The following is a 15,248-nucleotide window of genomic DNA, read 5'->3' on the forward strand; positions in this document are numbered from 1 at the left end:
GAAACCGACCGGGAACACTGTTTAAATTATGGGAATAACTACGCCAGTCCGGCTGCGCGTTCCGCCGCTTCGACCACGTTGACCAGCAGTAGCGCCCGGGTCATGGGTCCAACCCCTCCGGGATTTGGAGTCAACCAGGCCGCCACCCGATCCACCCCGTCAGCCACGTCACCATACAGCCGGGATTTGCCGGTATCCGGGTCGAGAACCCGCGATACCCCCACATCAAACACGGCTGCGCCGGGTTTAACCATGTCCGCGGTGATAATGCCCGCGACTCCGGATGCTGCCACGATGACGTCCGCCTGGCGGCACTTTGTCGCCAAATCTTGAGTCCCGGTATGGCACGAAGTGACAGTCGCGTTAACGTCTTTTCGCCCCAGCAGCAGTCCGATGGAACGACCCACCGTAGTGCCACGACCCACTACGCACACGTCTTTACCGTTGAAATCCAAACCGAAACGACGTCCCAGCTCGATGACTGCCCGAGGCGTGCAGGGCAAAGGCGAAGTAATCGGCTCTGACACCCGCAATACCAAGCGTCCCAGGTTCATGGGGTGCAGCCCATCAGCATCTTTTTCCGGGTCGATTGCTTCCAAAATCTGGTTCGTGTCCATGCCTTGAGGCAGCGGCAACTGCACAATGTATCCCGTACACGCTGGATCTTGATTCAACCGCTCCACCGCCGCCATGACTTCGTCTGGGCTGGCAGTGGCAGGTAAATCAATCCGAATGGACTCGATGCCGACCTCCGCGCAGTCCCGGTGTTTGCCTGCAACATAGGTTACAGAACCGGGATCCTCACCGACCAGGATGGTGCCAAGTCCGGGAATGACACCGCGCTCACGCACCGCGGCGACACGAGTCTGCAACTCGGCTTTGATAGCGGCAGCGGTGGCTTTGCCATCCAGAACCTGCGCTGGCCCCTCCCAAGGCGCCCTCATTGCACCAATCCCGGATAGAGCGGGAAAGCTTCGGTCAGTTTCGACACCCGCGCCCGGTACTTGGACGCATCCACTGACTGAACACCATTCTCAGCGCCATCCACCAGCACAGAGGCGATAATGTCGGCGACCTCGCGGAACTCGACCTCGCCAAAACCGCGAGTAGCCAAAGCCGGGGTGCCGATACGCAGACCGGAAGTGACTGCCGGGGGACGCGGATCGAACGGCACCGCGTTGCGGTTTACGGTAATGCCCGCTGCGTGCAGCAGATTTTCAGCCTGCTGCCCGTCCAGGTTCGAGTTAACCAGGTCCACCAGTACCAAATGAACGTCGGTGCCGCCGGTCAACAGGTCGATGCCCGCCGCCTGACAATCAGGCGCCATCAGGCGTTCCGCCAAAATCTGCGCACCTTGGATGACGCGCTGCATCCGTTCTTTAAACTCAGGAGTGCCGGCAATCTTCAGCGCCACCGCCTTCGCCGCGACCACGTGCATCAGGGGACCACCCTGCTGACCGGGGAAAACGGAACTGTTAATCTTCTTGCCGAACTTTTCCCCATCACGGGACAGAATCAGACCCGAACGCGGCCCGCCAATGGTCTTGTGAATGGTCGTGGAGACCACGTCCGCGTAAGGAACCGGGGAGGGGTGCAGACCAGCGGCGACCAGACCCGCAAAATGTGCCATATCGGTCCACAAGTAGGCCCCGACCTCGTCCGCGATGGCACGGAAAGCCGCAAAATCCAGGTGCCGCGGATAGGCGGACCAGCCGGAAATAATCACGTCGGGACGCTCTGCCAACGCGAGTTCACGCACCCGATCCATGTCGATACGCTTGCTGTCCGGTTCCACTCCGTAGGCTGCGACCTGGTAAAGCCGACCACTAAAGTTAATCTTCATCCCGTGAGTGAGGTGACCGCCGTGTGCCAAGCTCAGACCCATAATCTTGGCTCCGGGCTTAATCAGCGCGGAAAGCACCGCCGCGTTCGCTTGGGCACCAGAGTGCGGCTGCACATTCGCAAAATCGGCGCCGAACAGCTTTTTTGCTCGCTCGATAGCTAAGTTTTCAGCTACGTCAACGTTTTCGCAGCCACCGTAATAGCGCTTGCCCGGATAACCCTCAGCGTATTTGTTGGTCAAGACGCTGCCCTGGCATTGCAATACCGCGCGGGGCACAAAGTTTTCCGATGCAATCATCTCCAGAGTGTCGCGCTGACGAATAAGTTCGGCATCCAGCACGGCCTGGATTTCGGGGTCAACCTCAGAAAGAGGCTGGTTCATGACTTCGGTCATAGTTCCTCCATAGTTTTGCGAGCACAACCCAGGCGTACGATTGTGTAAATGCGCTTCCCGGAGGGTTATTCCTCCTGTCTACCAACCCCGCAAAATAGTCCGGGGTTGGATAGGCATCGCCAGTCGCTGCCTGTACAGGTTATCAAAAAATTTATCTCCTCCCACACCACGCTATTCCGAGGGTTTAAGCGGAAACCAGGGTTTCCGGGGCAAACCGGTCTCGCCGGCACTGTCACAGACAAAAGTTTGTTAAAATCCAGTCATGCGTACGTTGCCAGTGCCCGCTTGGGAAATGCTGCTGCCCGCTCAGGTCATTCCCCCAGACAAATGGTCCGCCATGCAAAACCTGGTCTATTGCCTGATTGTGGTGGGCACTATCGTCCTAACTTTGGGCGTCGTGTGGGTAATTCGCCATTTTCACGGTGACCCCGTCATTTCAGTCGCAGCCCCTCATCAAGATGAAATCAAACTAATTTACGAAGAAACGCTTTCAGCCGCAGACCGGGTCGTCGTGCGGGATAACCAAGTCATCGAAGCGGTGCGCTACATCCCAAAGGATCCGAACTTGGTCGCCCCTCTGCAACGGTGGCGCGACGCACGGCGAGAATGGGCTGGAGAGATGGCTTTCCTGGAATCCTTGGGGAAAAACCCCACTCCGGAAACGTTTACTGATGCCAGCAACGCGGAAACGTTGCGCCGCCTGCACGGTCTCGCGCAAGAGCTCGAAGCCTCTCAGCGTGGTCTGCTCCGCGCCATTCGCCAATCCATCGCCACCGGGACCGAAAATCTGCCCCTGGGTACGGACGCCAGTTCCTAAGACCGCGGCGACCTATTTTTCCAACAAAGCCTGCCCCCAATAGGTTTCCGTGCTGGTTCCCGGCACAATCCAATAAACTGCCGAACCGATATGCGAAATAAACTTGTTCAACAAATCGTGCATGTCCAGGCGCTTTTGAATGGCTGTGAACTGACGATCCGGGTTACGTTGGAAAGAAATCCACACCAGACCAGTGTTGGTCAGGTCAGATTGTCCGGGCTCGGGCGCATCATCGTAGGCAAAAGCCCGGCGACGGAGTTTATCGGAGCCGTCATCTTCATGTTCACGGGACAGCGCCAGGTGGGAGCGCCGATTAATCACGAAGTTTCCTGACTCATCCACCGCATCCATGTCCTCTTCATCGAACTCACCGCCGCCGCTCAACGGACCACCATCGGAAAGTTTGCGTCCGATGACTCGCTCTCTGGCGGGGCGATCCAGCAATTCCCACGGATTGAGAAAGTTTTGAATCCGACGCAGCACCATGATGGTGGAACCGTCCAGGTAGGCTTGTTCTCCAGTGCCGTCCAACCACACCTGTTCGGAGAAATCCTCCGCGGTGGACGGGTTCACCGTGCCATCAACCTGACCGAATGGATTCCGCGGAGTGGTGCCGCGCGGGGCAGAACCGTAAGCGTAGGTAAATCCCTTTTGCATCCACTGCAACGTGGCTTTCCCTTGGCACTTGACCAGGAGCAGGCGACCTGCTGCGAACAGGGTACCGGGATCGTCGCAGCAAATCTGGAACACCAAATCGGTCTGCCCCCAGCGTTCCTGCAGCTGGTCTAGTTTGAAAGCGGGAATGTCATGCAAGCCTTCGGGTTTCAGTTCTGGTTTGCCCAGGAAGTCAAAAATCCTCTCTCCAAAACCGCAGGTGATGGTCAGGTTGGCGGTGACCGCGACCATTTCCGGAGCCAAGAAGTTCGGAATCGGGTTGCCCTGGGTCAGCTCGCGAGCCGTAGCGGTCAGGTCCTTGAGCATCTCAATGAACGCCGCCTGGTCCAGGCTGGGCTCGAGGTTCATCCCCAGCATTTCAAGATGAGCCTGCGGGGGTTGTTCCACCCCGGACTGCACCCGACCGTCGAAAGGAATAGTAGCTTTTTGCAACGCGGTTTCAGACATTTTCCATAACTCCTCGGTAAAACTAAGCAATAACTCTCATCCTAGCCTGTTGCCACCTCACGATTGAGCCAAACCGGGAAACCCGCAACCCGCCCTTGTGCCCCCTCACGAAGCTAGACCATCTCTGTGCGCGACCCGTCGACCGCTTTAGGCAAGGCAAGACACCGGGCAATCCGCCAGGATCCAGATACCGTGAAGTGAGGCTTCAACCTGCCACGCTCACCTGAGGTTCGCCCGTTTCCAAGCCCAGTTCCTGACCTAAACGATTTGCTTCGGCTATCAGAGTCGGCACTATCTCAGCTTCTGGCACAGTTTTAATGACCTTGCCTTTGATAAAAATCTGACCTTTGCCGTTGCCGGACGCCACCCCCAAGTCAGCTTCCCGCGCTTCACCCGGACCGTTAACGATACAGCCCATCACCGCGACACGCAGGGGATAAGTGATGTCCTTCAGACCGGCGGTGACCTCATTAGCCAACGTGCAAACATCGACTTGGGAACGCCCACAGGAGGGGCAGGACACAATCTCAAAGTTACGTTTCCGCAAGCCCATCGAGCGCAAAATCTCTAAGCCAACCTTAACTTCCTCCACCGGCGGCGCCGACAGCGAAACTCGAATCGTGTCACCAATCCCTTCGGACAGCAGCGCCCCGAAAGCGGTAGCGGATTTGATAGTGCCTTGGAAAGTCGGACCAGCCTCCGTCACCCCCAAATGCAACGGCCAGTCACCATGTTGAGCCAACAGGCGATATGCCCGAATCATCGTCACCGGGTTGTGGTGTTTCACCGAGATGGCAAAGTCATGGAAATCTACGTCCTCGAACAGCGACGCCTCCCACATGGCTGACTCGGCCAACGCTTCCGCGGTGGCTCCCCCGAATTTTTCGTACAGCCGCTTGTCCAGAGACCCCGCATTGACTCCAATCCGCAGCGCGGTGCCGTGGTCAGTGGCAGCACGGGCGATTTCGCGCACCTGGTCGTCAAAAGACCGGATGTTACCGGGGTTCACGCGCACCGCCCCGCAGCCAGCTTCGATAGCTTGGAACACGTACTTGGGCTGAAAGTGAATGTCTGCCACCACCGGAATGGTGGAACGCTTACAAATTTCCGGCAACGCCGCGGCATCGTCCGCGGAAGGACACGCTACCCGGATGATGTCGCAGCCCGCGGCGGTCAGCTCAGCAATCTGTTGCAGGGTCGCTGCTACGTCAGAAGTCAGGGTGGTGGTCATGGACTGGACGCTCACCGGAGCGTCTCCCCCCACGGCGACACTGCCAACCTGAATTTTACGAGTCTTGTGGCGAGGTGCCAAAGGTTCCGCGGCGGACAAAGACTTGGTGGGCATCCCCAGGTTTACTTCACTCACGTCCTCGATTATTCCACCTTTGCGGGACACTCGCACCAAGCGGTGCCACCGTGGCAGCGTCACCGGGGGTCAGTTTTCGGGTATCAGCCCGCCCGGATTGTAGTTTCGCGTCGTTCCTCAGCGCTGGCAGCGCGGGCACCAATAGAGTTTTCGTCCCCCCGCAATCCGCAGCTTAACAGTGGCGGAACAGCGCAAGCAGGGTCGGTCTTGGCGCTGGTAGACGTAGTATCGGGAGTCAATAGCCTGGGGTTCACGTCCCGCTGCCAGCTCGCGTTCCACGAAAACAGCGTAATCGTCGGGGCTCGCGGTGGTAATTCGTCCCGATTCGACTCCGAGAGGCAGGTATTCTTTCAACCAATCCCAGATTCGGCGCAGTTTGCGCGACGTCACCTCACGAGCCGGTGTAAACGGGTTCAGACGTGCCGCGTACAGCACTTCGGCGCGATAAATATTGCCCACCCCAGCGATAACGGATTGGTCCATGAGAGCCTCGCCAATACCCTTCTGACGGGTGGCGCAGCGTTTCACGAACTCACTAAAGTCGCAGTCGGGACGCAGTGGATCGGGTCCCAGCCGGGCAAACACCGCAGCGACGCCCTCCACGTCCAGCAGTTCGCAGGTATTTGGTCCCGAGAGATCCGCTGCCCCGTGAGCGGTGACCAGGCGCAGACGCACCGTCCCATAGGGTGGGGGCGCGGTGAAAGGCGCGGGAGTCCAAAACCAGCGATCCGCAAAATGTTCGTGGGGCGCAAAAGCGGAGTCATCATGGTGAGTATGCACCGGAATCTCTACGATTTCCGCGGTTTGCTGTGTACTCTCAGGGAGGTTCAGGGCGGTGCCGACATGCCGGGAGGTAAACTCGGAGTCCCCGTAAAAGCGCCAGGATCCGTAGATTCCTAAGTGAATATGCAGCCACGTCGGAGGCGATTTAGAGTCAGGAGTGGTCTGGGCAGTATCGACCTGGCGCGGAGCAAAACCGAGGAACAGGTGTTTCCCATAGGCCTGTACGTCAGTCAAACGCTGCCCGTTCAACACTGCAGCCCCCGCGGTGAAACGTCCCTGTGGAGAGGACGCCGCCACGACCTCACCGCTCATGACTTGGGCAAACTGGGCGGCCAGACGGTGAATAGCATGACCTTCAGGCACGGCACGCAGCTTTCGTAATCTCGCCAGCAACGAGAACACCACGCAAGACCACTCCAGCGGGGCGCTCTAAAATGCTGAGGTCAGCGCGCGGGTCAGAGTCATACCACACCAGGTCAGCGGGCGCGCCCTCCCACAGAGAGGGAGCACCCAGGAAATCCCGCGCCTTCCAGGTAGCCAAATCAATAATTTCGGGTGCCGAAATCCCCAGTTCCAACCACTGCCGCAGCTCTTGAGGCAGGGCATCATGACGCTGATAGCCACCGGCATCGGTACCCGGCAGCAGTTGAATCCCTGCCGCATACAACGCGGCTTGATGCGCCACTCGAGACTGATCCAGAGCGGTCATGGTAGCGGCATACACCGGATATTTCGTCCCCGCCTGGGCGGCGAAATCAGCAAACCGCGCGATTTGCAGCATGGTCGGAGTCACGCGGATACCGCGGCGTTGCGCTTCGAGGATTTCGTCCGAATCCATGCCGGTGCCATGTTCGATACAGTCCACACCGGCATCTAACAGACCCTCTATCGTACGGTGAGCGAAAGTGTGTACGGTCACTCGTGCCCCGTTCTGGTGCGCGGCCGCCACCGCATCTCGCAGCACCGCGGTCGACCACAGTGGCTGCAAATCCGAGTCTGCCCCATCAGAACGGTCAATCCAATCTCCCACGATTTTCACCCAGCCGTCGCCACGCTTGGCTTGTTGGGCTACCGCCGCGGGCAAATCGGCTTCGCTTTCCAGCTCCAGCCCGTAGTAGCGCATATAGCGTTTCGGTCGTGCCAGGTGTTGACCGCAGCGGATAATCTTCGGCAGCTCAGCCACCTGGTCAATCCAGCGGGTATCGGCGGGCACCCCGCAATCACGAATCAGCAGCGTGCCTCTACGCAACGCCAGTTCAGCCTGTTCTCGCTGGGTTTCGACGGACACGCTACCCGCGTGAGTCACCCCAACATGGCAATGCACGTCGACCAGTCCGGGAATCGCGTAGCCGCTGACCTTTCGGTAGGTCAACCCCGGTTTTACCGTTCGGCTCACGATACCGTCGTGAATATACAGTTCGCCGTGTATCCACCGAGATTCACAAGATACTGTTGTCGCCTGACCGGTGTATTCCCCTTCCATGCTGGGGGTTTCCGACCACAGAAAATCCCCAGTAAAGTGCAGGTTTTCCGAGTTTGTCGCCCCCGGCGGAGTCATCACAGACCGCCCAGCATCCGTTTGATGTCGTCAGGCAAATCGTCAGGGGTCAGAGCGGGCGTGGACGGCGCGGACTTCTGCGTCCCTCCGCCAAAACCACCTGTGCCGTTAAGACCGCCCAGACCGGCCGGCAGCGCGCCCGGCAGGTTGGGCATTGCGGGGGTCCCGCCCCTGGAACTGGCGGAAATACCTTCCAGGGCTTCCCGAGCCTGACGGGCTGCCTTCGCGGGATTGCCGGATTTTGCCTTGCGCTGGGCCTTGGTTTTCTTGCCAGACTTTGCTGCCTGTTTCGCTTTTGAATGCTTCCCCATCCCGGGCATCCGACCGAATCCGGGCATCATTCCCATTCCGTCAGCACCGCCGCCCATACCGGGAATGCCGCCACTCATCATCTTTTGCGCCATCTGGAATCGGTCGACTAAACCGTTTACATCCGCGACCGTAGTGCCGGAACCGGCGGCAATCCGAGCGCGACGCGATCCGTTGAGAATCTTTACGTCCTGGCGTTCCGCGGGTGTCATTGAGCGGACGATAGCTTCAATCCGGTCGACTTCCCGCTCGTCAAATTGGTCCAGCTGTTCCCGGATTTTGCCTGCCCCCGGCATCATTCCCAGTAGCTTCTTCATCGAACCGAGTTTGCGAATCTGTTGCAATTGGTTGAGGAAATCTTCCAAAGTCAACTGACCCTGCTGAATCTTGCCAGCCAGTTTTTCGGCCTGCTCCATATCGAATGTTTCTTGAGCCTTTTCAATGAGGCTCAGCAGGTCACCCATATCCAAAATTCGCGAAGCCATCCGGTCAGCATGGAACCGCTCAAAGTCATCCAAGCCCTCCCCCGTGGAGGCAAACAGCACCGGAACCCCGGTCACCCCGCGAACCGATAGCGCCGCACCGCCGCGAGCATCGCCATCCAGCTTGGTCAGGACCACCCCGGTGAAATCCACGCCCTCTTGGAAAGCTCGTGCAGTTCGCACTGCATCCTGACCAATCATCGCGTCCAGGACGAACAGTACCTCGTCGGGCTGCACCTCGTCCCGTATGGACCGGGCTTGCGCCATGAGTTCTTCGTCTACGCCCAATCGACCGGCGGTATCGACAATCATCACGTCATATCCTGAACCGGAGGCCAACGCCAGAGCGCGTCGCGCCACATCGACCGGGTCGCCCACCCCGTTACCGGGTTCGGGAGCGAAAACGGTGACGCCGGCCTGTTCACCCACAATTTGCAGCTGGTTGACCGCGTTGGGACGCTGCAAGTCAGCTGCTACCAGCAGGACTTTCCGGTTTTCTTTCGCCAGCCACTTGCCGAGTTTGCCTGCCAGGGTGGTTTTGCCGGCGCCCTGCAGACCCGCCAGCATAAACACGGTCGGACCTTTGCCGGGCTTAGAGAAATGCAGTTCCCGGTCCTCACCGCCCAGAATGTTAATCAACTCATCATTGACGATTTTCACAATCTGTTGGGCTGGGTTCAAAGCCTCAGAACGCGCCGCTCCATAGGCCTTTTCCTTTACGGTGGCGGTGAAATCCTTGACGACCTCCAAGGCCACATCAGCCTCAATCAAGGCGCGACGGATGTCACTGACGGTGGCATCAACGTCGGAGTCCTTCAGCTTGCCCTTCTTGCGAAGGTTCTTAAACGATTCTGTCAGGCGGTCTTGCAGGTTATTAAACACACGTCGATTTTATAATGACGCAAAGTTTTCGGGCAAAAGTGGGGAGGACAGGGCGTGCCGCGCGGCAGGGCAAAGCGAGAAGTTGGCAGCAAACGCCGGAAACCCGCTACAGGTTCCGACTGTCACCAGGAAAAATTAGGCGTCCAGCAGGGCGTCGGCAAAATCGCCGGGCACAAAGGGCGCTAAATCGTCAGGTCCTTCGCCCAAACCAACGAGCTTCACTGGGATGCCCAGTTCCCGTTGCAGGGGCACAATGACCCCGCCTTTGGCAGAACCATCCAGCTTGGTCAAGACGATACCGGTCACGCCCACCGCTTCGGTAAAAATCTTTGCCTGACTCAAAGCATTCTGTCCGGTGGTAGCGTCGATAACCAGCAAGACCTCGGTAATGGGAACCTGTTTTTCAGCCACGCGCTTGATTTTACCCAGCTCGTCCATCAAACCGACTTTGTTTTGGAGGCGTCCGGCGGTATCAATCACTACGACATCGCTACCGGCTTCGCGCGCGGCTTTCGCCGCATCGAAAGCTACTGAAGCAGGGTCGGCCTGATCCTTTTCAGCACGTACCACGGGCACGCCGACGCGGTCGCCCCAAGTCTGCAATTGTTCCCCGGCTGCGGCGCGGAAGGTATCGGCTGCGCCCAACACTACGGTCTTGCGTTCAGCAACCAGTAGTCGCGCCAGCTTACCCACCGTGGTGGTCTTCCCGCCCCCGTTGACGCCAACCAACAGGATTCCGGCAGTCTGGGTGGGAGAGTCCTCGGGAACTTCCAGGTTGAGACGACGTTCGGCTTTCCGGTCGAGCATATCGGTGAGCATCCGCTTCGCCATACGCCGCACCTGCGTGGCATCCTTTTCGCCCGCTACTTTTTGTTTCACTTTTAGTTTGCCGATGAGTTCCACAGTCGGTTCGACACCCAAATCGGCAGCCAGCAATTCGTCCTCGATTGCTTCCCAATCAGATTCTTCCAAATCCGCGTTGGACAGTACGTTGAGAATGGCACGCCCGAATTTGCCCTTGCCGGCGAGACGTTCCTTGAGACGGTGCAGCCGGGAAGTCTTAGATTCCGGCTTTTCAATTTCCTCAACTTCAGGTTCGGTTTCCGGTTCCCGCGGCTCGGAATTGTCCGCAGCTGACGGCTCAGCCTGCGCGGCTGACTCGGGTTCTGTGGTTTCCTCTGGAGTCTCTACAGTTTCGGAGCTATCAGTCGCCTCTGGAGTGACGGGTTCCTCTGGAACCTCAGAGCTTTCAGGTTCCACGGAAACTGCTTCTGCCGATTCTGCCGCTGTCTCCGTTTCGGCGGCGCCGGCGTCTTCGGCTGTATCCGCCGTTAGTGCTGCAGCTGCCGCTTCCATCGCTGCTCGTGCCGCGGCGCGGGCTTCTTCTACGCTCTGACCAGGAAGAGGTCGAAAGCACAGCCCATCCGGGTCACAATAGACCCCGTCGGGCTTGACCACAGCTTCTTCTTCGTCGAAGCTTTCGTCCTCTTCACCCCAATCTTCTGTCTCTGCCAAGTCGTCTTCGTCATCCAAATCGTCAGACGCGAGCTGGAGAGCATCCGGAGACACTTCGGGGACCTCAGTGTCCTCGTCAGAGTGTTCATCTTCGTCGGAACCGGTAGCATGGATAGTTTTTTCAATAATGTTTCTGAGTTCTTTTTCACCTTGCCGCAGCCGGAGTGGCGGAGCCTCGGCAGTGCTTTCTCCGTCCTCACTGCTGTCCTCACGAATCCGCTCTAAGGTGTCCAACAGACGATCCTCGCTGCGAATCTTGCGCTGCTTCGAGTCAATCTGAGAGGCGCTGGCAACGATAACAATAACTATGAAGGCGATAGCCAACGGAATCATAAAAATGAGCGGATCGGTGTAGCCTTCCAGACCCTGCGAATTATTTAGTGTCGTACTCAGGATATTCATTGATTCCATCCAAAACGTCTCTCGTAGCACCGCGCAGAAACGTCTCTTAGCCGCTTGAACATATGGTGTCCCCCATCTTATCTCTAAGTTCCCCAGGTTTGCCTAATTTACGCCGGTGCTTTGCAGTATTGGTCCCTCCCCTTCGCTAGGGCTTTTCACCAGACGTTGTGAAATCACCGCCGTGGTGCCTTCTTTCATCGTTACCCCATACAGTGCATCTGCAATCTCCATGGTACGTTTGTGGTGAGTAATGATGATTAATTGCGAGTTTTCACGCAAAATTTCGAAAACCCCCAGCAGCCGAGACAGGTTAACGTCATCCAAAGCCGCCTCGACCTCGTCGAGGACATAGAACGGTGAGGGTCGGGCTTGGAAAATCGCGAACAGAAAAGCCAGTGCCGCCAGGGAACGTTCCCCACCGGAGAGCAGGGACATCCGTTTCACGTTCTTTCCTGCCGGACGCGCTTCAATTTCGATACCGGTATTCAACAGGTCTTTCGGATTACTCAAAGTCAGCTTGCCTTCCCCACCGGGGAACAGGACCTGGAAAATATCTTTGAAAGCGGCGCAGACGTCTGCGAACGCTTTACCGAATACTTCTTCAACTTGGCGATCCACTTCTGCCACCACGTTCATCAGGTCGTCACGAGACTTTTTCAGGTCAGCCAGCTGGTCAGCCAAGAATTTGTGGCGCGCCACCAAGGCTTCATGTTCCTGCAAAGCCAGGGGGTTCACTTTCCCAATCCGTTTCAGTTCCGTTTGCGCATGAGCTTTGCGCTCTACCTGTTCCTCCCGGACAAAAGGCACGTGTTCGATAGTTTCACCAGCCTCATCGAATACGGGCACCAGGTTGTGCGGACCGTACTGCGCCAACAGCGTGGTTTCGTCCAAACCGCATTCCTGCTGGGCTTGTTCCAGCAGCCGTGCCAACTTGGAATTGACCTCAGCCAAAGCAACTTCATCGCGCATCGAAGCATCTTTGAGATCAGTACGTTGCCGACTCAGGTCATCCACGGCAGCGCGCAGCGTCTCCATCTCAGTTTGCAACTGTTCCCGGCTGGCGGTACTGGCTTGACGCTGGGCTTGAGCGCGAGCAGCCGCGGCGTGAGCTAGCTGCTGAGCAGATTCAGCCTGTTCCATCACGTAGACAGACCGTTTCCGGCGTCGTTCCCGCACCAGCGCCCGGCTGGCTGCCGCTTGGGCGGCGGCTTTTTCTGCCGCAATGTTACGTTGCAGCGAGGCCGCACGCGATTCCAAGGATTCCAGTTCTTGACGAGCCACATGCGCGGCGATATGAGCATCTGATTTAGCGGTTTGAGCTGCGGACACAGCTTCGATAGCGGCTTGTAGCTCGGCGGAAAAGTCCGGTTCCTCGTCCCCGGTTTCGTCCTGGACTTTCAGACTGGCATCCAAAGTTTCCTGTGCCTGTTTGAGAGACTCCTGGCGCTTCTCCGTTTCCGCACGAGCCTGTTCCAAATGTTTCCCGGCTCGTTCAACTTCCGCCTGGGCCGCCCCGCGTTTCGCCTTCGCGGCGGCCACCGCCGCAGCCGCCGCGGCCGCCGCCGCATCTTGGGCTTTCAACTGTGCGGCTGCCGCGTCGTATTTTTCCTGAGCTGCAACTAGCTCAGTCTTTGCCTGAGCCAACTCACTGTCGGCTTGATCTGCCGCCGCGGCCGCTGCCTCAGACTGAGACACCGCCTCATCGTATTCTGTAGCACGCCGTAAAATTCCCGCCTCAGGATCCCCACCTCCTACAATCCGGGTTGCCGAGAGAAAATCCCCTACCTGAGTCACTGCCGCAGTAACTCCCCCGGTCAAAACCAAATCGCGAGCTTCTGACAAATCTTGGCACGCTGCCACTCCAGCCAATAATGTCGCCACCACCGGGGGCAAAGACTGTCCTTTGCGAGCATGAACCAGTTCCCTCGCCCAACGCGCCCCGGCGGGAAGTTCCGCTTTTTCCAGGCTCTCCGGTTTCTGGGCCCCCGCGAGAGTCCCCGCAGCGTCCGCGACCAGCAGGTGAACCTGACCTGCGGACTGCTGACGTACAAATCGCAGCGCGTCGGCAGCTGATTCCACCCCCGCGGTCAGCAACGCCTTGGACCACTGCCCAAACACTGCCCCAATGGCGTCTTCCCATCCGGATTCGACCAGGATAGTTTCCAAAAGTGCCGCATTAATGCCGCTTAGCTCCGCTTTCGCCACTGCCCCGGCAGCATCTTGGGGCTGCAGGGTTTTTGCCAAGACCTCGCGTTTCGCTTCCCAAATCGCGGCTTCTTCCCTGGCGTCGCCGAGTTCTTGTGCCAACTGGGCGACTTTCTCTTGAATTGTCGCCACGGCTGTAGCAAGCTCTTCCTCTCGCGCCGCCAAGGTTCCGTCTGCTACTCCGGGAGGAAGCTCCGCCTCGACCTTACTCAATTCCTCCGCACAGGCTGATTCTCGTTGCGTAGCGGCTTGGAGGGCTTCTTCCATCCGGTTGAGGTTAGTCACCGCGTCTTCTGCCAACGAAGCAGCGGTGGCTACTGCCCCCCGCAGCCGTTCCAGAGTTTCCCGCCGGTCCGCTTGGGCACGCTGGAGCTTTTCAATCTGGGAACGCACCGCAAATTCACGCTCTTTGGCTTGTACTTCCGCGGTTTGGGTCTGGGTCAGCGCTTCCTCAGCTTTCGCTACCGCAGCCTGCTTTTCGCTGATTTCCGCATGCGTCTTTTCGAGTCGTTTTTCCAGTTCGGTAGTGTCGGCAGTCCGGGTCAGTTCTGCGGTTTCTTTGAGGGCGTTGGCACGTTCCCGAGCCTGATTTGCCAAAGATTCCAAACGCTCCGCTAAAGTGCTCAGTTCAGCCCAAGTCTGGGTGAGCTTCTCCAGCTGAGGGCTAACCTCGTCAAAGCTGGATTTCGTCCCGGTCAGTTTCGTGTTCAGTTCTTGCAGACGGGTTTCCAAATCGGCGAGCTGTGCTGAAATCTGTTCTTTGGAGGCGGTTTGGGAGCCGGCTTTTTCTTTGTTTTGTGCCACCGCATCCGCAATCAAGCGGGCAGTCGCGTCGGCGAGTTCGGCTTGGACCCGAGCGGCTTTACGGGCAGCCTCGGCCTGTTTTCCCAAGGGACCCAGCCGTTTCGCAACTTCATTAGTGAGGTCCTGAACACGTGAGAGGTTAACCGCCAAGTTTTCCAGCTTTTTCAACGCCCGGTCTTTACGCTGCCGGTGCTTCAGCACCCCGGCAGCTTCTTCGATGAAAGCGCGCCGTTCCAATTCGGAGGCACTCAGAATCCGATCAAGCTGACCTTGTCCGACGATGACGTGCATCTCCCGGCCCATTCCGGTATCGGAAAGCAGCTCTTGAATATCTAAGAGGCGTACGGAGGTTCCGTTGATGGCGTACTCGGAGCCACCCGCGCGAAACATAGTGCGCGAAATCGTCACTTCCGAGTACTCGATAGGCAGCGCACCATCGGAGTTATCAATGGTCAACTGGACTTCCGCACGCCCCAGCGGAGCCTTTGTTTTGGTGCCCGCGAAAATGACATCCGACATCTGCGAGCCACGCAGATTCTTGGCACCTTGCTCGCCCATCACCCAAGCCAACGCATCGACCACGTTCGATTTCCCCGAACCGTTGGGACCAACGACACAGGTCACCCCCGGTTCAAGGCTCATGTGAACCGTGTTCGCGAAAGACTTAAAGCCTTTCAGGGTCAGGGATTTTAAATACACACACTTACCCTAGCGCAACCCCCCGAACCCTAAAAAACAGTCCTTCCGACCTTGTCCAACGGAGAGAT

The 15,248-nt window shown here is 57.9% G+C and carries 10 protein-coding genes; 1 reads left to right on the forward strand and 9 read right to left on the reverse strand.

Annotated elements, in window-relative coordinates; translation table 11 throughout:
* Positions 1-38: 38 nt before the first annotated feature.
* Together HMPREF0573_RS00855 and glyA are read right to left on the reverse strand one after the other, a co-directional pair.
* The gene (locus HMPREF0573_RS00855) at positions 39-944 is read right to left on the reverse strand and encodes a bifunctional methylenetetrahydrofolate dehydrogenase/methenyltetrahydrofolate cyclohydrolase (protein ID WP_013188633.1); all 906 of its coding nucleotides are present in this window, start codon (positions 942-944) and stop codon (positions 39-41) included.
* Positions 941-2,236 carry a serine hydroxymethyltransferase gene (glyA, locus tag HMPREF0573_RS00860; RefSeq protein WP_004008178.1) on the reverse strand — a complete coding sequence of 432 codons (1,296 nt, stop codon included), beginning with the start codon at positions 2,234-2,236 and terminating at the stop codon, positions 941-943. The genes HMPREF0573_RS00855 and glyA overlap by 4 nt, the downstream gene beginning before the upstream one ends.
* A 262-nt stretch (positions 2,237-2,498) precedes the next feature.
* Between glyA and HMPREF0573_RS00865 the strand changes: the two genes are divergently transcribed.
* Positions 2,499-3,053, forward strand: a complete 555-nt coding sequence (locus HMPREF0573_RS00865) for a hypothetical protein (protein ID WP_236585917.1) — start codon at positions 2,499-2,501, stop codon at positions 3,051-3,053.
* 12 nt (positions 3,054-3,065) lie between these two features.
* On the opposite strand, the gene HMPREF0573_RS00870 is transcribed toward HMPREF0573_RS00865, so the two are convergent.
* The 7 genes from HMPREF0573_RS00870 to smc all read right to left on the reverse strand — a co-directional run bounded on the left by HMPREF0573_RS00870 (position 3,066) and on the right by smc (position 15,180).
* Positions 3,066-4,175, reverse strand: a complete 1,110-nt coding sequence (locus tag HMPREF0573_RS00870; RefSeq protein ID WP_004008180.1) for a Dyp-type peroxidase — start codon at positions 4,173-4,175, stop codon at positions 3,066-3,068.
* Between the two features lie 205 nt (positions 4,176-4,380).
* Complete coding sequence (gene ispG / locus HMPREF0573_RS00875; protein WP_370446342.1) at positions 4,381-5,541, reverse strand: flavodoxin-dependent (E)-4-hydroxy-3-methylbut-2-enyl-diphosphate synthase; 1,161 nt, start codon at positions 5,539-5,541, stop codon at positions 4,381-4,383.
* A gap of 117 nt (positions 5,542-5,658) precedes the next feature.
* Complete coding sequence (locus HMPREF0573_RS00880) at positions 5,659-6,687, reverse strand: Fpg/Nei family DNA glycosylase (RefSeq protein ID WP_013188634.1); 1,029 nt, start codon at positions 6,685-6,687, stop codon at positions 5,659-5,661.
* Positions 6,680-7,882, reverse strand: coding sequence for an amidohydrolase family protein (locus tag HMPREF0573_RS00885; protein ID WP_013188635.1), 1,203 nt, complete (start codon positions 7,880-7,882; stop codon positions 6,680-6,682). The genes HMPREF0573_RS00880 and HMPREF0573_RS00885 overlap by 8 nt, the downstream gene beginning before the upstream one ends.
* Positions 7,882-9,555 carry a signal recognition particle protein gene (ffh, locus tag HMPREF0573_RS00890; protein ID WP_004008184.1) on the reverse strand — a complete coding sequence of 558 codons (1,674 nt, stop codon included), beginning with the start codon at positions 9,553-9,555 and terminating at the stop codon, positions 7,882-7,884. The genes HMPREF0573_RS00885 and ffh overlap by 1 nt, the downstream gene beginning before the upstream one ends.
* Before the next feature lie 135 nt (positions 9,556-9,690).
* Complete coding sequence (gene ftsY / locus HMPREF0573_RS00895; protein WP_013188636.1) at positions 9,691-11,481, reverse strand: signal recognition particle-docking protein FtsY; 1,791 nt, start codon at positions 11,479-11,481, stop codon at positions 9,691-9,693.
* 93 nt (positions 11,482-11,574) lie between these two features.
* Complete coding sequence (smc, locus tag HMPREF0573_RS00900; RefSeq protein WP_013188637.1) at positions 11,575-15,180, reverse strand: chromosome segregation protein SMC; 3,606 nt, start codon at positions 15,178-15,180, stop codon at positions 11,575-11,577.
* Between the last annotated feature and the right edge of the window lie 68 nt (positions 15,181-15,248).

Origin of the sequence: Mobiluncus curtisii ATCC 43063, from assembly GCF_000196535.1 — a bacterium.
GTDB classification, from domain to species: domain Bacteria; phylum Actinomycetota; class Actinomycetes; order Actinomycetales; family Actinomycetaceae; genus Mobiluncus; species Mobiluncus curtisii.